Raw genomic sequence first — 20,947 nt, 5'->3', positions numbered from 1 at the left:
AAATCCACTTATTTGCGAATCTGCCTTTAACTTATCTACTGAATCTGCTCATAATTGATGTAATAGTTTTTATTAAACACCACTGGACCTGGTTTTTTTAATTTTACCGTTTGCCAGCTTTCCACCGGATTGATGGTTTGGTTACCATTAATGATGATAGGCAGTTTGAAGTTTTTCACAACATCTGTATATCGGAATTTCAGCATTTCCCCATCTTGAGCATATTCAAGTGAAGGAATTTGGATTGTTCTCAGATATTGATTGAACACACTCGAAAAATCAATTCCCGATTTTGAGGATATGTAGTCTTCAATCTGTTGGGTGGTTACGGTCTGATGATAAAAATCTTTATTAAGGCCTCTTAAGATCTGTCTGAATTTTTCATCGTTATTGATGACCTGTCGTATAGTATGAAGCATATTAGCTCCCTTTGGGTACATGTCTCCGCTTCCTTCATTTCTTACGCCGTAATTTCCGATAATCGGGACATCATTACTGATGATATTACGGATCCCGATGGCATAGATATCCGCCGATTTTTTATCCAGATATTTTTCTGTAAAAAGTACTTCTGAATAATTGGTAAAGCTTTCATGGATCCACATATCTGCCTGATCTTTGGCTGTAATACTATTAGCAAACCATTCATGTCCGCTTTCATGGATAATGATAAAATCCCATTTTAGACCCACTCCCGTTCCCGAAAGATCTTTTCCCCTGTAGCCATTCTGGTAGCCGTTTCCGTAGGCAACATTACTTTGGTGTTCCATTCCCAGGTACGGCGAATCAACCAGTTTATAAGAATCTTCATAAAAAGGGTACGGCCCAAACCAATATTCAAAAGCGGAAAGCATAGGCTTTACCTGGCGGAACTGTTTTTTAGCTTTGTCAAGATTATAGTCCAATACCCAGTAATCAAGATCCAGCTTTCCTTTCTCTCCCGCAAAGGTATCTTTAAAATTGACATATTTACCAATATTCGGAATGATAGAGTAGGCATTGATTGGGCTTTTTACTTCCCAGGTATACGTGGTTTTGTTTCCTTCAGTTTTTTTATCGGTTAATCTTCCATTACCCACTCCTACAAGATCATTGGGTGTGATAATTTTCATGATTATTCCTTCATCCGGCTCATCGCTCCAGATATCTTTGGTAGGAAGCCAGATAGAAGCCCCGATTCCTTCATCAGCAACACTCATCCATGGACGTCCTTTTTCATCTTTGGCAAAAACCCAGCCTCCGTCCCATGGTGCATTTTTAGCGATGAGTGGTTTCCCGGAATACACAACATCCAGGGTATATTTTTCTCCTTTTCTGAATTTTTTATTTGCTGTTACAAAAATGAAATCACCATCTTGCTTATAGGCGGTAATGGGAAAGTCCCCGGTCACCTTATCAGCTTTCATAGGCTGCTGAAGATCGATCTGGAAAACAGGATTGGTTACATCTTTGATGATTTCAAAACTGATCTTATTCGTTCCTTTGATGCTCTTCTGGTCAAAATCCGGTTCTACGGAAAGGTCATACTTTCTGACATCCCAAAAGTTTCTGAATTGGGTATCGGAACCTTTTAATGTGTCCTGCCTGGTGAAAACTTTATCCTTTTCAAAAAACTGTCCGAAAACCAGTCCTGAGGCAAACAAAAGGGAATATGATAATTTTTTCATTTTAAATTGTATTAATAATCTTTTCAAAAATAGAAAATTTAATTAACAGCTGCATGCAAAGTATTTAAAAAATACAGATTATCCGGACTGCAATTCACTTTTCCCGGTCATGAAAAAAGCCCGGCTATAACCGGGCTCTTATTATGGTATAATGATATTATTTTTTGATAAATTTCAGATTGGTCTTCGTTCCTTTATCTTCAATAGAAATTACATAAGCACCTACGCTTAATCTTCCAACAGAAATTTTGTTATCTGTGATCTGACCGTTCATCACGATCTGTCCTGCCATATTGGTAATGGTATACAATGCTTTAGATGATACCTGAGTGATGTTTAATACATCATTTACCGGGTTAGGGAAGATCTGAATTCCACTGTTATCTTTCGTTGTATCATGAGTGCTCAGATTTCCATCCACAATGCGAACAGGGTAGTCTTCAACCTCACCATACTGCGGGCTGATACATCCGGTTTGCGGCAGCGTATTATAGGACAATACCACTCTCATGATGACGTTTCCGTTGGTGTACGCATCTGCCGGAACAGTAAAGGTTCCTGAAACAGGTGTGGTAGTACTTGGAGCACTGGAGAAAATCATTTCAGAAGCAGTGAACTGCCCATCTTTATTATAGTCAATCCAAGCTCTTACCCCATCGTTATACGATTGGCCATTCCATGATTTAGACACGCTGATCGTATTTCCTGCAATTCCTTTTTTCAAAGTAATTATCTTGCTGAAATCAGGGGTATAGTCTGAATATGCAGAGCCCTGGCTGGTGTTTGATATGGCAGGCATTCCTACAGGAGTTACTGTAACGTTGGAAATAAACTCATCTTCAGGGTTTGAAGAAACCGTACATGTTTCATAATAAAGCGTTGCAAAGATGGTCGCTGTGGAGTATGTTCCTGTAGTAGATCCGCAAACCTTGGCAATCTGTACCTCATATTGAGTTGCTTCGTCCAATCCGGTAAGATAATAGGAGTTGGTGGTAACAGGGAGTGTAGTCCATGTAGCAGTTCCTAATTTTCTATACATTAATGAATAGGTAGCTCCTTGTGATGCCGTCCAGTTGATGCTGGCAGAAGTTTTTGTAATTCCCGAAACAGCGATTCCTGTCGGGGCTGTGGCTGAGCATTCTGCAGCAGCCGAAACAGTCGCATTTCCTATGGCATAGAATACATTATCAAGAGCACTTACTCTTACCTTCAGGTTTGCGCCTGTAGCAAGGGAAGCGAAAGAATACGGTTCAGATCCGTCATTAGGAGTAGATGGAGTGATCACAGTCCAGTTAACCCCGTTATCTGTTGTATAGTCTATCTTAACATTCTGTACATTGTAAGGAGCAGCATTGGTATTCACTACATCCCAGGTAATTGCTCCCGGAGTATTATTGTAAACCGATGCTGAAGTCACTTTGAATGGGCCTTCATTTCCTACGTTTATCTGAGCCAGAGCGCTTTGTGTCTGCTGCTGAGTAACAGTAGGGTGGTTATCTCTTACGGTTACCTTGAAGTTCATATTTCTCTTGACATTGGATACGGTTTCCCAACCTGGTATATTGACCAATGTTCCGGCAAGGACAGTTTCCAGTTTAGGGAAGTAACGGGTAGGAGAAGTGGTAGGCATTAATGATCTGAAGTTAGCTCCATTTGTTCGTGTTGGGCTTACAGGGCCAAAGGTTGTGGCCGCAAGATCATATTGTTCCCATGTATAGGTCATTGGATCATTTTCAGCATCCGATGCACTCGCCGTCAGTACAAAGGCCGTTCCTTTAGGGATTGATTTAACCGCTAGTGGTTGTATTGTAGGTGGAGTATTGGCAACAGGCGTGATGACCCCACAAGTCTGAGAACTTACATATGTTTCTACTTCTTCAATATTTTTAGTATGGAAATAAGCGTCGGAATGCATCTGTACATTGGCATTGGTAATTCCTGCATACCCCATAATCGTAGATCCTGACCCCGGTTCCATATGAGCACCATGAAGAGCAAGAGACATTGTATGGGCACCACCGAATTGATGACCTATTTCGTGTGCTACAAAATCAATATCGAAATTATCACCGAAAGGTTGGTTCGCTACGCTTGGAGAAGTGATTCCGGCACCTTTTGAAGTATCGTCATCATTATCTACTGGGTTTCTACATACGTTTCCTACATCCCCAGCACTTCCGCCTCCTCCTTTGTGTCCAAAGAAATGGCCGATATCATAAGCATCATTACCTATAGCTGCTGTTATAGCACGCTGAACCTCCAGATTCCAGGCACCAGGCGCACCGTTAACAACCGTCGTATATGGATCGGTAGCAGGATCTGTATAAATAAGTTGCGGTACATCCAGAACATTCATATGAATACCAAAGTCTTTCTCAAATACACCGTTTACACGGTTCATTGTTGCATTGATACGGGCGGCAGCCTGAGGCACACCTCCAGCCAGCTGAGTATATTCTCCGTTTACAGAAATGGCAATTCTATACGTACGGTACTTTTGCTGGTTGCTTTTATTGAAAACTTGTGAACCGTTCAGAACCGTTTTTGTTTTTAAAAGCTTCTGCATTCCCTTTTTCATTTCTATAGGCTCAGAAGTTGTACATTCAAAAGGATCCGTTTTAGATTTGTTGGATTTATAGAAGACACCATAGATATCTTTTGCGTTGTTCACCGGCTCTATAAATTCGTATTTTCCTGTATTTCCATCAAAAAGCATAGACTGGAAATCGTTGGGTGCCGTACTGAATCTGATCTGTTTGTTAGGATCATCTATTCCGATTCCGGCATAGGCTCCCAGCTCATACCGGTCTGCCATAGATTTTTCCACTACAGGAGAGCTGTATACGGAAAACCGCTCCACTTTTCCACTTGTCGTAGGTAGTGAGATGATGACCGGAGATCCCTGCCCGGCTTCAGGTGCATTTTTCAGAAGACTTCTGATCGAAGCCAGGTCGACTCTGTAAGCGTAGACAATATTGACTTCCTTCCTTACGGGAGCCACCTTTTCAGATACAGGTTCCCACCGCTGAGCCTGTAAGCTGGTTAGGCTCAAAGCTAATGCGAAAGCAAAAATAATTTTCTTTTTCATATATTATCGTAATAAATTGAGTTAATTATTGTAAATATAAAATATTTTTCTGATTGATTGTTACTTAAATGATAATTATATTGTTATTTTCTTTAAAGGAATAACTAAAACATTGTGATTTACCGCATTATAAAAAGAAAAATTCACTTTTCTGGGAAAAGTGAATTTTTTATAATTTTAATATTTGTTAAAATTTTTTATGTTCAGTTACTTTTGAACAGCAGGGAGATTTGAATTGTTTTTCTGTATCTTTTTATACGTGAAGCTACACATCATAATACTGAACTCATATAAGATCAGCAGCGGAAAGGCGGCCATCAGCATGCTTAAAACATCGGCCGGTGTGATAATGGCTGCTACCACCATAATCAAAACAATTGCATGGCGACGGTACGTTTTCATAAAGGTAGGCGTCAGGATTCCGATACTGGTAAGGAAATAGATCAGAATAGGGAAGAGGAAAATGACTCCCATGCCCAGAACCACCTGCAGAAAAAGTGTGGTGTAATCACTCAAATCATAAAGCGGAACAATAATATCCGAAATTTTAAAGATCACTCCAAAATTTACGGCGAAAGGAAGAATTAAAAAATAACCGCACAACACTCCCGTCATAAAAAGGATCCACACGGCATTAATGATATAAATAGAATTCTTCTTTTCTCTCGGATGTAAGGCCGGGCCGATAAAGCGCCACAGTTCCCATACAATATAAGGAAATGCCCCCACCATTCCTCCAAAAACAGAAACAGCCATCATAACATTAAACTGCTGATAAAGCCTCTGTACACGAACGGGGAAATCTTTTGGCAGATGAATGCTGTCTTCTCCTATGATCATCCTCGAAAAATGATTTACAATTCTGAAGGTAGGAAAGTCATTTCGTGTAGGCCCAAAGAAGATATGATCCATAATCCAGTTGATATTATAACCAACTGCAAAAGCAGCAATTACAATAGCGATAATAGAACGGACCAGATGGCCTCTTAATTCTCCAATGTGCCCCAGAAAGGACATCTCTTTATTGTTATCCATATAGTAGAATCTGTCTGAGCTGCGCCCTTTCACAGGTAAGCAGTTTAAGTCTGCGAAATTATGAAATAATAATTAGTATTTAGAATTTATTGGTTAAGATTTTGTTCAATGGTTTCTGATACCTGCAAATAGTATATCAAAACAGAACCAGATCCGGTTCTTACTATAATTGGCCGGATCTGGTTCGGATTATCTGGAAGCGTATCCTAATTTTCTAGAATCTCAAGAACTTTTTCAGCAACCGCACCTCCGGATTGTGGATTCTGTCCTGTGACCAATCTTCCGTCAGCAACAGCAAAAGGAACAAAATCCTGATCTGCCTTTACATAGTGAGCACCTTTACTTTTCAGCACATCTTCCGTAAGATATGGCATATGGTCTGCCAGTTCAGCTGCGATCTCTTCAGAATTTGAAAACCCTGTGAGGGTTTTGTCTTTAATCAGCAATTCGCCGTTAGAAAGACTGATGTTGAAAAGCCCGACAGCCCCATGACACACTGAAGAAACAATTCCTCCATTCTCATAAATGGTACGGGCGGTTTTCTGAAGTTCTTTATTATCCGGAAAATCCCATACAACACCGTGTCCGCCTGAATAATAAATAACACTGTAATCATCAGGATTGATCATATCAGGGGTCAGGGTGTTCCCGAGTTTATCCCTGAAAGTGTCATCCGAGTAGTATTTCCAATCTACAGGCTGCACAAACATTTGTAAAGAAATTGGATCAAGGGGGGTGTATCCTCCCTTTGGACTTACAAAATCAATCTCGTATCCTTTTTCATGAAGTTTTTCATAGAAATGAACGGCTTCTCCAAGCCATAATCCCGTTGCCCGATCCATTTCAGGATATTTCTCCACACTGGTCACTACAATTAATGCTTTCTTTTTCATAAATTTTATGTTTAAAGTTGTATTGCAAAGATTGTCATTTTAAAATAAACGGAATAAGGACTTACCTCAAAAAAAAAGCGTGATCTACATCACACTTTAAGTATATAACCTGCTCAAGGTCTCCCTTGAGATGCCCAGATAGGCGGCGATAAGCTGTTTGGGAAGATGATTGATAAATCCGGGATACTGCTGTACAAAATCTTCATAGCGTTCTTTGGCAGATTTGCTCATTAAAGAAAGGATTCTTTGTTGCAGCGCCACATATCCGAAATTAGACTTTATTCTGAAAAAATGTTCCATGACGGGTATTTCCGAGCAGAGAACTTGTAGATTTTCATGAGATACTGCATACATTTCAGTATCTTCAATACAGTCTACAGCCAAAGAAGAAGGTTCTTTTTTAAAGAAGCCTGCGAAATCCGAAATCCACCAGTTAGCCGCAGCAAACTGAAGGATGTGTTCTTTCCCGGTCTGATCCGTAAAACTACTTTTAAGAAGCCCTTTTTCAATCAGGTAGATCTCACTGACCATCTGGTTTTCCTGAATGACAAACTGTCTTTTTCGGAATTTCCTTTTGATGAAAAGCGATTGCACGGTTTCAAATTCTTCATCGCTGAGATTGACGATTCCTTCAATATGTTTTCTCAGAAATTGGCTCATGACAATCCCATTAGTTTATTCCTTCATCCAGGAGCTTGTGAAGATCGATGATCCCGAAATATTTTCCGTTTTCTGTTACCACGAGCTGTCCGATATTGTTCTCTTTCAGTATTTTCATAGCTTCTTTGGCCAGCGCTTCTTTTTCTATCGTTCTCGGATGTGAAGACATAATATCTTTAGCCAGGGCTTTATTGATATCTTCCCCCTGCATCAGCATTCTTCGAAGATCTCCGTCTGTAATGACTCCGGTAATCTGGTCTGCATCGGTCACCACCGTGATTCCGTGGCTTGAGGCACTGATGGAAATGATCACATCTCTTATCGAGGCATCTTCTGCAACCTGAGGTTTCTGTGAAGAAAGAAACTGCTCCACTTTTGAAGTAAGGTTTTTCCCTAAGCTGCCTCCCGGATGAAATTTGGCAAAATCATTAGCCTTGAAATCATTCAGTTCCATCAAAGCAACTGCCAGAGCATCTCCCAATGCCATCTGAATTGTAGTAGAGCTGGTAGGTGCCAATTTGTTTGGACAGGCTTCTACGTCTACATGGGTATCCAGGATCACCTCGGAAAATTCTGCCAGCTTACTTGCTTTATTGCCGGTCATTCCTATCAGGGCAGAAGAATAGTCTTTTAAATAAGGAACAAGATTCGCGATCTCCGGAGAGTTGCCGGAATTGGAAATACATAAAACAACATCCTGCTTTTGGATCACTCCCAGATCTCCATGAATGGCTTCTGAGGCGTGCAAAAACTGTGAAGGAGTACCGGTAGAATTTAATGTGGCTACGATCTTATTCCCTACATGAGCCGATTTCCCTATGCCCACCACAATGAGTTTGCCTGTTGCCGAATTGATGATCTCAACAGCCCGCGCAAACTGGTCATCAATTCTGTTTTTCAATTTTTCGAGTTCTGAAATCTCTATATCCAAAGTGCTTTTAGCAATTGATATGATGTTGGTTCTGTCCATTTTACTACAATAGGGTATACAAAAAAGTTTCTAAAAAACGTTATATTTTAAAAACAATATTTAATATAAATTTTATTTTTTATAAATTCGTTCGCTTTTATTTTAAGCAGAAATTTTATAACTTTGGGTTATATGCAAATTTAGCAATAGAAAATTAGATGAGCGCAAAAAAAGCCAATTTATCAGGCGAATTGAAAAAGTATTTTGGGTTTTCTACATTTAAAGGACAGCAGGAACAAATCATAGATAATCTTTTGAATGGAAAGGATATTTTTGTTTTGATGCCGACAGGAGGTGGAAAATCATTATGCTATCAGCTTCCGGCACTAATATCGGAAGGTACGGCAATCGTCGTTTCGCCCCTAATAGCCTTAATGAAGAATCAGGTAGATGCAGTGAATGGCCTTTCATCTGATGATGGGGTAGCACACGTATTAAATTCATCATTGAATAAGACACAGACAAAACAGGTTTTTGACGATATCAAAAGTGGCAAAACCAAACTTTTGTATGTGGCTCCGGAATCACTGATTAAAGATGATTACCTGGATTTTTTGAAAGAAGTGACAATTTCCTTCTTTGCTATTGACGAAGCGCACTGTATTTCTGAATGGGGACATGATTTCCGGCCGGAATACAGAAATCTTAAACAGATTATAGATAAGATCGCAGATGTACCGGTAATTGCCCTTACGGCAACTGCAACGCCTAAGGTTCAGGATGATATCCAGAAAACACTGGGGATGACAAATGCTTTAGTCTTTAAAGAAAGCTTTAACCGCCCTAATCTGTATTATGAGGTTTGTCCGAAAATCAATGTAGATAAGGAAATCGTAAAATTTATCAATCAGCACAAAGGGAAATCGGGCATTGTATACTGCCTGAGCCGCAGAAAGGTTGAGGAGTTTGCCCAATTGCTGCAGGTTAACGGAATCAATGCTCTTCCTTACCATGCAGGGCTGGATCAGAAAGTAAGAGTGGCCAACCAGGACAAATTCCTGATGGAGGAAGTGGATGTGATCGTCGCAACGATTGCTTTTGGAATGGGAATCGATAAACCGGATGTACGTTTTGTAATCCACTATGATTTTCCAAAATCTCTGGAAAGCTACTACCAGGAAACGGGAAGGGCTGGCCGGGATGGCGGAGAAGGGTACTGTCTGGCATTTTATGATCCTAAAGATATAGAGAAACTGGAAAAATTCCTGGCACAGAAGCCGGTCTCGGAAAGAGAAATCGGATTACAGCTTTTGAATGAGGTGGTGGGCTATGCGGAAACTTCAATGAGCAGGAGACAGTACATCCTTTATTATTTCGGAGAAGTTTTTGATCCGGTGCATGGAGACGGTGCGAATATGTGTGATAATTCCTCACATCCACCCAAACTAAAAGATGCTACCGCAGATCTTAAGAAATCACTGGAATTGATTAATGATACCGGGGAAAAATTCAAATCCAAAGATTTGATCTCCGTGATTGTCGGTAAGGAAACGGCAGTGACCAAATCTTATAAGCTGGAGCAGAATCCTCATTTTGGTTTTGGAAAAGAAGAAAAAGATAATTACTGGAAAACGATCCTGCGACAGGCTACCGTTCAGAATTTCTTGCAGAAAGATATTGAGACCTATGGTGTTTTGAAAATTGCAGAAAAAGGGAGAAATGTCTTGAGTGGTAAAACTTCTGATCCTTTTTTAATTGCTGAAGACCGTGAGTTTGATCTTACGCAGGCCAAAGCGGAAAGTGACCAGGTTCAGATGCAAGCTGGCGGAGGTTTGGACCAGAAGCTGTTTGCCCTTTTAAAAGAATTACGGAAGAAGGTGGCCAAAAAGCATGGCATTCCGCCATATACCGTTTTTATGGATCCGAGCCTGGAAGATATGACGGTACAGTACCCGATTACGGTAGATGAGATCAATAAGATCTATGGAGTGGGAGAAGGGAAAGCCAAAAAATATGGTAAGGAATTCGCAGACTATATTAAAACATACGTTGAGGACAATAATATAGAACGTACTCAGGATATGGTGCTGAAACAGGTGGCCAACAAATCAAGCCATAAAGTTTTCATCATTCAGAGCACCGATAAAAAAATAGACCTTGAAGATATAGCAAGGGCAAAAAACCTCTCGATGGATGAACTTCTGAAAGAAATGGAAAGAATTGTCTATCAGGGAACGAAATTAAACATCGATTATTATATAGAAGATAATTTCGATGAAGATATCGTAGACGGGTTCATGGAATTTATGAATGAATCGGAAAGCGACAGCATGAAAGTGCTTTTGGATGAGTTCGGTGATGAACTGTCTGATGAAGAAGTGCGGATGCTGAGAATCAAATTCATTAGTGATGTCGCTAATTAACCTTATAAAATCAATGGTATGGCACAATGCCATCCAGTGTTTTTAATTTTTTAAGCTGTATTAGAAAGAAGAGTAAAATATTGGCCGGAGCTGAAGGAAACTTAGCTCCGGCTATTTTTATGCCCGGAATGCAGATCGTTCTATCAGGCAAAAATTAAGGCTCTGCAAAAAGTTAAGGGTACGGTTGAATATAATGTTATTTCTATATTTCTTTCATGGAAATACGGTAAAATTGGTATCCAACTCTTTCATAACGATAAAGGGAATGGCGGTTATCCATACCTCTTCTTCCTTTGAATATTTGACACGTAATGAAACTTTTTAGTAACTTTAACTGATGAAAAAAATATCTGTCATATTTATTCTGCCTGATCTGGAAACCGGAGGTGCAGAGAGGATTGTTACCACAATAGCAAATCATCTTTCCAGGGATCGTTTTGAACCCAAGATTTTGCTGTTGCGTAAAAAGGGCGGATATCTCAATTTTCTTAAAAATGATGTTGAAATTATTGATATCAACACAGAAAGAATAAGACATTCCTTAAAGCCCATTCTCGGTGAGATTTACAGAAGAAAACCTGATATTGTATTTTCCGGATTTGGTGAAGTGAATGCCTATTTATCATTGTTTATAAAGCTTTTTCCAAGAACCAAATTCATTGCCAGGGAAACCAATGTGGTGACCCAGCATGTCACCCGAAAAGAGATTAAATTTTTCTATAATTTTTATAATAACTATCAGAAGATTATTGCACAGAGTGATGATATGATGAAGGATCTCGTGGATAATTTCAATATCAGGAAAAAGAAAATTGTTAAAATAAATAACCCGGTAGACTTCGATTTTATTGAGGATAAACTGGCGGTGTCCCTTAAACCAGAATGTTTCAAATACAATTACAAAAATGTAGTGGCGATTGGCAATCTCTCACCCAGAAAAGGGTTTGATAATCTGCTGAAGGTATTTTCCAGGCTGAAAGGTGAAAACATCCTGCTTCATATTTTAGGAGATGGGAAAGATAAGGAGGTCTTGCTTCAGATGAAAGAATTTCTGGGTCTGAAAAATGTCATTTTTCATGGGCGTCAGGACAATCCTTACCAATACCTGAAATATGCTGATTTGTTTATTCTTTCTTCAAGATATGAGGGTTTTCCCAATGTGCTGCTCGAGGCAGGAGCCTGCGGAACGTATTCCCTGGCCAACAACTGTCCCGGAGGAATCAACGAGATCATTCAGCATCATGTGAACGGAGAAATTTCCAATATTGAAAATTATGAAGATTTCTCACAGAAAATAGTGGCCGTTATGCATGAGAATTATAATAGGGATGCCATAAAGAATTCTATCAAATCAAGATTTTCAAAGCATATTATACTGGATAAATATGAGAAAGTTTTGCTGGATTTGATGAAGTAGTATTATCCTTTCATTTGTCATGTGGCGTTTTATTTTCTTAGATTTGGCATCGGATAAAATATAGGTTAATGAATAAAATCCCCAAAATAGGATGCGCTTGTGAAAAACCAGACCACCATTATACTGAATATAGAAGTTCCGAATTGGGAATAGATCATACCAATGGAAGGCATGGAGAAGTAAGTATTCAACAGTGTAAATTATGCCAACGAATATGGATTCATTATTTTGTTGAATATGAGCATTATGCCAAATCAGGAAGATGGTATAAAGGAATTGTTTCGAAAAAAGACCGTTCACAGATCACTCCGGAAAATGCAGTGGAGTATCTGGAAAGTCTCGAATGGTATGTGTATGGAGGTTCTTTTTTTGAAAGCACGGGAACATTTGGACAGGGAACGTTGAATGTATAAAATTTTATACTGATAAAAAACAAATATCATTAAATATCAAAATCATGAAGCCTTTTGTAATCTTTATTTTGATGCTGAACTCTGTTGTACTGGCTGCTCAGCAAAAGACGATCTCCAGAAAAGAATTATTAAAAACTGCTGTTGATCAGAATGTTAAATCGATAGAGGTTCAGGAAATAACAATGGCTGCAGGACAGGGAGCCCCGGAACATCTTCATCCGTGTCCCGTATTGGGAATCATAAAGTCTGGAGAAGTTGTTTTTCAGATTGAAGGGCAGGAGAAAGTCATCCTTCATGAAGGCGATGCTTTTTACGAACCTAAGCATGTGAAAATTCTTCATTTTGATAATGCATCGAAGGAAAAACCACTGGTTTTTATGGCCATGTATCTGAAAGAAGGTAATGAAGAAAATATAAAGTTATTAAAATAATACTTTTTGTGAAATTAAGGCACATAATCACCAATTTTAAAATTGATAAAACTCACTTTGGTGCTTGGTAATTTATATGTAAATTTGTGAGACGTAAGATAGATAATAATAAACAAATTCATAAAATAACATGAGTCAATTCGATGTTACCGTAATAGGTTCTGGTCCTGGAGGATATGTAGCTGCTATCCGTGCAGCACAATTAGGTTTCAAAACAGCAATTATTGAAAAATATTCAACTTTAGGCGGAACTTGTCTTAACGTTGGATGTATTCCGTCAAAAGCTCTTCTTGACAGTTCTGAGCATTTCGAGAATGCAAAACATAATTTTGCAAGCCACGGAATTATTATCAATGAACCAAAGGCAGATATTGCCAGAATAATAGAGCGTAAAAACGAGGTTGTAGATCAGACAACGAAAGGGATTAACTTCCTTATGGACAAAAACAAAATTACTGTTTTTGAAGGAGTAGGAAGCTTTGAATCTGCTACTCAGATAAAAATTACTAAAAAAGACGGTTCTTCTGAAACGATCGATTCAAAATATACCATTATTGCAACGGGTTCTAAGCCGTCTTCACTTCCTTTCATTTCTCTTGATAAAGAAAGAGTGATCACTTCTACCGAAGCGTTAAACCTTAAAGAAATTCCTAAACACCTGGTTGTAATCGGAGGTGGAGTAATAGGCCTTGAATTAGGATCTGTATACTTAAGATTAGGTGCTCAGGTTACCGTTGTTGAGTTTATGGATAAAATTATTCCTGGAATGGATGGAGCTTTAAGCAAGGAATTAACTAAAGTTCTTAAAAAGCAGGGAATGAAGTTTATGCTTTCTACGGCAGTTTCTGCAGTGGAAAGAAACGGAGATACTGTAAAAGTAACCGCTAAAGATAAAAAAGGGGAAGAAGTAGTTGTAGAAGGTGATTATTGTTTGGTTTCTGTAGGAAGAAAACCTTATACTGAAGGTCTTGGTCTGGAAAAAGCAGGCGTAGAACTGGATGAAAGAGGAAGAGTAAAAGTAAACGATCATTTGCAGACTAATGTTGCCAATATCTACGCAATCGGAGACGTTATCCAAGGAGCAATGCTTGCTCACAAAGCGAGTGAAGAAGGAACTTTGGTCGCTGAAATATTAGCCGGTCAAAAACCTCATATCAATTATAACTTAATTCCTGGTGTTGTTTATACCTGGCCGGAAGTTGCAGGAGTGGGTAAAACTGAAGAGCAGCTGAAAGAAGAAGGTGTAGCTTACAAGGTAGGATCTTTCCCGATGAGAGCATTAGGAAGAAGCCGTGCAAGTGGAGACGTTGATGGTCTTGTTAAAATTATTGCAGACGAAAAAACTGATGAGGTTCTGGGAATGCACATCATTGGAGCAAGAGCAGCAGATCTTATCGCAGAAGGAGTCATCGCTATGGAATTCCGTGCAAGTGCCGAAGATATAGCAAGAAGCTCACATGCACACCCAACGTATGCTGAAGCCATTAAAGAAGCTGCATTAGACGCTACAGGAAAAAGACCAATCCACATATAATTAATAGCTGATTAAAGGATTTTAGTCATTACAATAAAAAGTAAGGGGGCTGTTTCACACTGTGGGACAGTCCCTTTTATTTTTTAGTATAGAAAAGCAAACGATAAAAGATCTATACGGCCTTTATTAAAACCTTTTTTGGCATAGAAATGGAGCATGACTTTTTAAAATTTTGAGATGAAGAGAACTTTTATCAGCTTAATGCTTTTAGCAACCGTCAGTTCGTTTGCACAGGAAGCTGGAAAAGCAGGGAAGCTATTAAAGAATGAGGCTTCTAAAACTGAAATGAAGGCGTCTAAGGAGAGGACTGATAAAGATAAAACTTCTGATTATAGGACTTGGGGTCCTATTTTTCCAGAAGATAGAGTTAAAAACTATACTTATCTCCAACAAAATTACGGATATGCAGAAGTGTTTTTGAGAATTCCTGAACACGGCTTTTTCACTGTGGAAATTGGAGATCAGATGATGGCCAACGGTACCGGAAAATATCGTTTCTTTGATTTGCAGGCAGGAGCACTACCTATATCAATTTATGAAAACGGCCTTTTGATCTATCAGACTACTTTAACGCTCCGTAATAATAATAGGACAGTGCTTGACTTTTTTACTCATGAAGGTTTGTATCTGTTGGATTCATATCCCCTGAAAAACCATCAATATGGGTTTAATGACTGGGATGACCTATGGAATAATCCTTATGGAAATCATTCTGGCAACGGGCACTATTCAGGAAATGTAATGGATCATACTACTTTCGGCCAGTTTTTTGAAATGCTGCAACGAAATGAGAAATTTGATGATGGTAAAATAGCGCTTATTAATCAGCAGATGAAAAGCACGCTCTTTACCTCTGTACAGATAAGGGATCTGGTAAAGATAATGAGTTTTGATAAAAATAAATTGGCGCTGGCCAAATCCATGTATCCGAATTGTGCTGACAAAAATAGATTTTTTGTTGTCTATGATGCATTCGATTTTGAAGGCAGCAAGCGGGAACTGATGGATTATATTTCTAAATTATAACATTGAGGTTCAGCTTATGCTGCAAACACGATGATATTACATCACCTTCATCTGGTCATAAAATTTTGTTCCCTTCGGTGCTATATTGAATTGTATTCCAAAAGTGATGCCTTTGAAATATTTTTCATGATGAATCGGGAAAGCATATCCGGTATTGAGAAAGAAAATATTAAATAACGAAATCCCGATTCTCGGCTCTATTGAATATGGGTTTACTGAGACGCCATACAGCTGACCATTGGTTGTATAATATACATTAGCTTCAGGAATAAACCGATCTGTTTGATTGATCCGGGTATACAGCACAGACGGACCAAAAATTACAGGCCTGTGGCTGGATTCTCCGGTTTTGAACTCCAGGCCTGCCTGTAATATATTTCTTCCTGTATACCGGTATGCAACATTCAGTGCCGTTTTCTCCAGGAGCTGAGCCTTAGAGGATATACCCAAAAGTAACAGGGTAAGAATGAAGTGTTTTTTCAAGGGGTCAGTTTTTTTAGGTAAAGATAGTGGTTTTAGCGATTGTAACAAGGTAGAACCAAACCTTAAAAAGATAATCACAGGATTAACTAGGTTGGCATCTTCAAATTTCCGTACCTTTGTAAGCTAATTTTATCATCAATGCAACTCGGAAAAACTCAGATTTTACAAATTTCAGAAAAAATTAATTCAGGATGGATCCTCGTGGACGAATCCGGTGAAAAAACTTTTTTGCCTAAAATTTTTATTCAGGAAGAAAAAGAAATTGACGAAGAAGTTGAGGTTTTTGTTTACCAGGATGATGATAAATTAAAGGCCACTACAGAAATTCCTTTGGCTGAAGTAGGGGAATTTGCCGTGATGAGCTGTGTGCAGAGCCTGCCAAGCGGTGCCTTTATGGATTGGGGGATTATTAAAGATTTATTTATTCCTTACAAGCAGCAGAAAACCAAGATCATCGAAGGAAAAAGATACCTGGTGTACATCTACGTAGATGAAGATATGGAACTGATCACAGGAACTACAAAATTCAAAAGAAACCCCCAATATCAGGACCTGCCACTCAAAAAAGGGGATAAGGTAGATCTTATCATGATGAATGAAAGTGAGCTGGGCTGGAATGTGGTGATTAATAAAAAGTACATAGGGCTGATCTATGTTTCAGATGTTTTCAAAAAGCTTTACCCTCTGTCAGAAGAAAAGGGCTACATCAAGGCTATTCGTGAAGACGGTAAAATAGATGTTTCCCTGCAGCCGGAAGGCTTCGAAAATATTGACGAGTTCAAGCAGAAGATTTTGGACAAGCTGGAAGAAAACTACGGCCTTCTTTATGTATCTGATAAATCTTCTCCTGAAGAGATCAGGGACGAACTTCAGATGAGTAAGAAAAACTTTAAGAAAGCAGTCGGAGGACTTTATAAAGATAAAATCATCGATATTCTGGAAGATAAGATCAAATTACTATAAAATAAAAACGAGCAGAATTTTCTGCTCGTTTTTTTATTCCCTGTTCTTTACCAGAAGCCATCCGCTGTAGATTCTTCCATCGGAAACTTTGATCATATACCAGTAGTTCCCAGTGGAAACGGGCTGAGAATTATAGGTTCCGTCCCATTGGAAAGGTTTGTTTTTAATAGTTTCTTTGTAGATAAGGGCTCCTTTTCTGTCGTATAAGCCGACTTCTGTTCCAGGATAGTTTTCCAAGCCTGCGATTCTCCAGGTATCATTGATGCCATCACCATTGGGACTGATCGCGTTTGGAATGTTGAATATGGAGAAGTTTTTCTGTCCGATGATACATCCGGACTTCGTTCTTACATATACCGTATATTCTCCTATATTTAAATTGGTGAAGATATGGGAATCCTGCCATGTCATCTGATCTAAAGAAAATTCATAGTTTCCGTTCTGAGAAAGAATGACGCTCGCAGTATTGTTGGTGACATTTACAGAAACAATATGAGCTAAAACAGAATAGCTAACCTGAGTGGAGCCTGTGCTTTCGCAGCCGAAACTATTGGTGACTTTCACAGTATAAGTCCCAGGTGCGGATACGGTAATGGTTTGAGCTGTTGCTCCGGTACTCCATAGATAAGACTCAAAACCTGGTCCTGCATCCAAAACTATTGATTTTCCTTCGCAGAAATCAAGTCTGTCAGGAAGCTGAACAAAAGGCTTGGGGTTAAGCGTAAGGTTTAATCTTACCACTTTAAAACATCCGTCAGCCGTTGCTACTTTTACATGAATAAGCGTGGTTCCAAGATTTAAGACATAAGCTGAAGGATTGGAAATAGGATTTCCCGCAATATCAGTATAGGTGAAAATATAACCTGTAGGATTATTAATAACATTGGTTTCATAAGCGTGGAGATTCACAACCATTGAATTTGCAGTCGTAGTATTGCATAATACCTCAGCCACATCTTTTGCAGGAACATTATCAGTAGACAACGTCACGGTTATGGCCAGTTTTTCAGATTCACAGTTATTTAACGTCTGGGTTACATAATAGGTTTGACCATGGACTAGGGGAGTTGTCACTGAGATTACATTTCCTGCAGCATTATAGAACGTGAGCGATGTTCCGGTTACAACAAGTTGTTCTATCGTAGGATTTGCAGAAGCACAAAAATCCTGACTGATATTGGCTGTCGGTTCAGGAGTGCTGCTCACCGTTACCTGAATTGCTGTTTTATTGCTCTCGCAGCCCGTAATAGTCTGAGAAGCATAATAGCTTTGTCCATCAACAAGGGCAGTTGCAGGGGATAAAATATTTCCTGCTGCATCGTACCATTTGATATTCTGGCCTGTAATTTGGAGGTCAGAAATCTTTGGATTATTGGTAGTGCAGAAGGTTTGCTGGGTATTGGAAGTCGTTGGAAGAGCAGGAGAGGATACAATTACATTCTGATTTTGACTGGCTGTATTTCCGTTTCCATCATCATAAGTCCAATGGATAATATAATTTCCAGGGATTGAATAAGATAATGGATCTGTTGTTGTTGCAGTAATTGTTCCAGCACAGTTATCTGCAGCAGTAGGAAAGTTGGTAATTACTGTATTACAGTCACCTGTAATGTCTGCAAGAGTGGAAACATTCGGAACCGGAGCAATTTGATCACCTACAACAACGTTTACTGTGAAAGTCCCATCACAACCTCCCGATCCTGAAACCTGGCATGTATAGGTTCCTGAATGAGCAACTGTCGCATTGGGAATAATCGGATTTTGCTGATTGGAAGTGAAGCCGTTGGGACCAGTCCAACTGTAGGTTGTTCCACCTGTAGCGTTGAGCTGGATTGTATTGCCAGAGCATACTGGAGAATTTGAAGTAATAACCGCAGCTGAAGTACAATCTTGAAACTTAGCAATGAATAGGTCATTTCCACCACCCGGTGATTGTTGAAATGTTCCTGGTGTTGCAATGCCAGATGTATTTCCGCTTGACATTCCTGTCAAATAAATCGCTCCCTCATTATCTTTCGTCACTTCACCCATTTGAGTAGCTCCATTTCCTGTATAATAGGTACCCCATTCTTTTACATCATACTGATTATATTTAATTACGAATGTAGAATTATACATTGCCGGTATTCCCATATAGGCCCCCGGAGTAGATATATCCGGCTGTCCACTTGAATGCAATCCCGTGAATAAAACATTTCCGGAAGAGTCAGGATACGCCAATAATTGTGGATCACCGTTAAAATCGAAGTAATTTTTTGTAATGGTATTTGTCGTTAAATTGACCCTCCAGATTCCCGGTTTTCCCTGAGGATAATCCGTAGTTGAATATTTTCCCGGAAGAATCAAAATATTATCAACAATTCTCGCTTTCCAAACTACTTCTGATCCGATATTCCCATAGTAGCTTGATCTGAGAATATTATTTCCTGATTTTGAAATTTTTAGATATATTCCATCTGATTGACCTCCTTTTAAAGGTTGGAAAGCATTCACCATGGGAATCACTGAAGATTGTGTAGCTCCAATAATTTCAAGATTATCACTTGAGGAGAGAATTTGAAAAATAGAAGTAGAGCCATCGCTTCGTCCAAAATAGGTTGCCCAATCCACATTACCGGTTGTTGAGTTTAAAGAGGCAAGGATACCGTCCGTGTATCCTATAGGCGTAGATTTTGTAGGTTGCATGGCATTGATGGTCGGAAAGTCGGAGCTAGAGGAATCACCTCCTATATATATGTGATTTTGATTGTAGGAAACAGTATATAGTTTGTTCTTCCTGGTTGAAACAAATTCTTTTTCAAAACCAAAACTTCCATTACTATTAAATTTCACTACAACGATATTTTCATTATTCTGTCCCCTTTGAACGGTTCCACCAGCATAGATATTAAAATTTTCATCAAAATCGACATCTGAAAATGTATCGGTCATTCCGTAACCATAGTAAGTTCCCCAGATCCTCTGTCCATTTTTTGTGAGTTTTACCAGAAATGCATCAAATGTACCCGCAATATTTTGCTGATAGGTTCCGGAAGTTGCAAAATTCGTTGTACTATTGGTAGCTCCAAATAAATAGCCGGTATTTTGATTATCTGTTTTGATCTTTCCATAATCATCTCCGGATCCACCGGCATAGCTTCCCCAGATTCTTGTAGGGACAGGATCTATTATAATTGTTTTGTCAGAAGTATTCAACGGTGCACTAAATCCAAAAGTCTGTTCACCAATATCTTTAAAAGAAACATCAATATTTCTCTTTATGTTGTCTGCAATCCAGCTGTTAGGGATGTTTTCATACATTTCTCCGAAACGTATATTCATGGTCAGCTTTCCATCTTTGATTAAGGTAGGAGCACCATTGAATTTCATTTTAATATCTGAGATTTTTCCGCCCGGATTGATAATGAAATTATATTCAATAGGTTTTAACGTATCATTCGGCTTAAAGAATATCAGATCTATATGGGGATATATCTCTTTATATCGAATTTTTTGATAACGATAAACATGCTGGATTCCTTTTGGATTATTAGGGAGATTATAATAATTGTTATAATCAGGGGATTTTCCTTCTGACATTATAACAACTTTTTTATTAGAGTTGATCAGCTCAATATCTATGCGGTGAACAAGTTTTTCATAATTATATTCATCGATATCATACTGCTTTGGAATGGGAAGTGTGCTTTCTGTCTTTTTTGAAAAATCCGGATTTGCAGCTTTTCTGGTCTCGTAGATATCATAAGAAAAACCATTGGAACGAAGCTGAACATTCAGGCCATTGGAGTGAAAAAGATACTTGACCTCTTTGTTTTCTTTCCCTTCCTGATCAATAATCTGACCTTTATTTTCATAAAAATCGTAGGTATTGTTTTCAGCAATTTTTTTCTGCGAAAAGAGAAGCATCCCACTCAATAGCGAGAAAAAAAGTAAAATTTTCTTCATCAGTTAGTAATTTTTGCGGCAAAGATATAAAAATAGCGTTCTCAACAAACATTAACTCA

General features: G+C 38.8%; 15 protein-coding genes. 7 read left to right on the top strand and 8 right to left on the bottom strand.

Going from position 1 to position 20,947, the window contains the following annotated elements:
* Positions 1-35: 35 nt before the first annotated feature.
* The 6 genes from DRF67_RS00895 to DRF67_RS00870 all read right to left on the bottom strand — a co-directional run bounded on the left by DRF67_RS00895 (position 36) and on the right by DRF67_RS00870 (position 8,313).
* Positions 36-1,667: a M1 family metallopeptidase gene (locus DRF67_RS00895; protein ID WP_115925957.1), complete on the bottom strand. Its 1,632-nt coding sequence runs from the start codon at positions 1,665-1,667 to the stop codon at positions 36-38.
* A 157-nt stretch (positions 1,668-1,824) separates the two neighbouring features.
* The gene (locus tag DRF67_RS00890) at positions 1,825-4,755 is read right to left on the bottom strand and encodes a reprolysin-like metallopeptidase (protein ID WP_115925956.1); all 2,931 of its coding nucleotides are present in this window, start codon (positions 4,753-4,755) and stop codon (positions 1,825-1,827) included.
* 207 nt (positions 4,756-4,962) lie between these two features.
* Positions 4,963-5,790, bottom strand: a complete 828-nt coding sequence (tatC, locus tag DRF67_RS00885) for a twin-arginine translocase subunit TatC (RefSeq protein ID WP_115925955.1) — start codon at positions 5,788-5,790, stop codon at positions 4,963-4,965.
* A gap of 206 nt (positions 5,791-5,996) precedes the next feature.
* A complete protein-coding gene (locus DRF67_RS00880; RefSeq protein WP_115925954.1) occupies positions 5,997-6,683 on the bottom strand; it encodes a type 1 glutamine amidotransferase domain-containing protein in 687 nt (228 codons plus the stop codon).
* 96 nt (positions 6,684-6,779) lie between these two features.
* Entirely contained in the window at positions 6,780-7,343 is a 564-nt protein-coding gene (locus DRF67_RS00875; RefSeq protein ID WP_115925953.1) for a Crp/Fnr family transcriptional regulator, read from the bottom strand.
* A gap of 10 nt (positions 7,344-7,353) precedes the next feature.
* A complete protein-coding gene (locus DRF67_RS00870) occupies positions 7,354-8,313 on the bottom strand; it encodes a KpsF/GutQ family sugar-phosphate isomerase (RefSeq protein WP_115925952.1) in 960 nt (319 codons plus the stop codon).
* A gap of 158 nt (positions 8,314-8,471) precedes the next feature.
* Between DRF67_RS00870 and recQ the strand changes: the two genes are divergently transcribed.
* The 6 genes from recQ (at position 8,472) to DRF67_RS00840 (ending at position 15,497) form a co-directional block, all read left to right on the top strand.
* Positions 8,472-10,676, top strand: a complete 2,205-nt coding sequence (recQ, locus tag DRF67_RS00865; protein WP_115925951.1) for a DNA helicase RecQ — start codon at positions 8,472-8,474, stop codon at positions 10,674-10,676.
* A gap of 337 nt (positions 10,677-11,013) precedes the next feature.
* Complete coding sequence (locus tag DRF67_RS00860) at positions 11,014-12,093, top strand: glycosyltransferase (protein ID WP_115925950.1); 1,080 nt, start codon at positions 11,014-11,016, stop codon at positions 12,091-12,093.
* A gap of 68 nt (positions 12,094-12,161) precedes the next feature.
* Positions 12,162-12,506 carry a hypothetical protein gene (locus tag DRF67_RS00855; protein WP_115925949.1) on the top strand — a complete coding sequence of 115 codons (345 nt, stop codon included), beginning with the start codon at positions 12,162-12,164 and terminating at the stop codon, positions 12,504-12,506.
* Between the two features lie 44 nt (positions 12,507-12,550).
* Entirely contained in the window at positions 12,551-12,937 is a 387-nt protein-coding gene (locus DRF67_RS00850; RefSeq protein ID WP_115925948.1) for a cupin domain-containing protein, read from the top strand.
* Positions 12,938-13,067: 130 nt separating this feature from the next.
* The gene (gene lpdA, locus DRF67_RS00845) at positions 13,068-14,471 is read left to right on the top strand and encodes a dihydrolipoyl dehydrogenase (RefSeq protein ID WP_115925947.1); all 1,404 of its coding nucleotides are present in this window, start codon (positions 13,068-13,070) and stop codon (positions 14,469-14,471) included.
* A 177-nt stretch (positions 14,472-14,648) separates the two neighbouring features.
* Complete coding sequence (locus DRF67_RS00840) at positions 14,649-15,497, top strand: DUF4476 domain-containing protein (protein ID WP_115925946.1); 849 nt, start codon at positions 14,649-14,651, stop codon at positions 15,495-15,497.
* A 36-nt stretch (positions 15,498-15,533) separates the two neighbouring features.
* Here DRF67_RS00840 and DRF67_RS00835 read toward each other — a convergent pair whose 3' ends face one another.
* Positions 15,534-15,980 carry a hypothetical protein gene (locus tag DRF67_RS00835; RefSeq protein ID WP_115925945.1) on the bottom strand — a complete coding sequence of 149 codons (447 nt, stop codon included), beginning with the start codon at positions 15,978-15,980 and terminating at the stop codon, positions 15,534-15,536.
* Between the two features lie 138 nt (positions 15,981-16,118).
* On the opposite strand from DRF67_RS00835, the gene DRF67_RS00830 reads away from it, so the two are divergent.
* The gene (locus DRF67_RS00830; protein WP_115925944.1) at positions 16,119-16,943 is read left to right on the top strand and encodes a CvfB family protein; all 825 of its coding nucleotides are present in this window, start codon (positions 16,119-16,121) and stop codon (positions 16,941-16,943) included.
* Positions 16,944-16,976: 33 nt separating this feature from the next.
* Here DRF67_RS00830 and DRF67_RS00825 read toward each other — a convergent pair whose 3' ends face one another.
* Complete coding sequence (locus DRF67_RS00825; protein ID WP_115925943.1) at positions 16,977-20,888, bottom strand: DUF7948 domain-containing protein; 3,912 nt, start codon at positions 20,886-20,888, stop codon at positions 16,977-16,979.
* Between the last annotated feature and the right edge of the window lie 59 nt (positions 20,889-20,947).

This window comes from Chryseobacterium pennipullorum (assembly GCF_003384725.1).
Lineage (GTDB): Bacteria > Bacteroidota > Bacteroidia > Flavobacteriales > Weeksellaceae > Chryseobacterium > Chryseobacterium pennipullorum.
The sequence above is the reverse complement of the archived record's forward strand: the minus strand, read 5'-3'. Positions and strand labels throughout refer to the sequence as shown.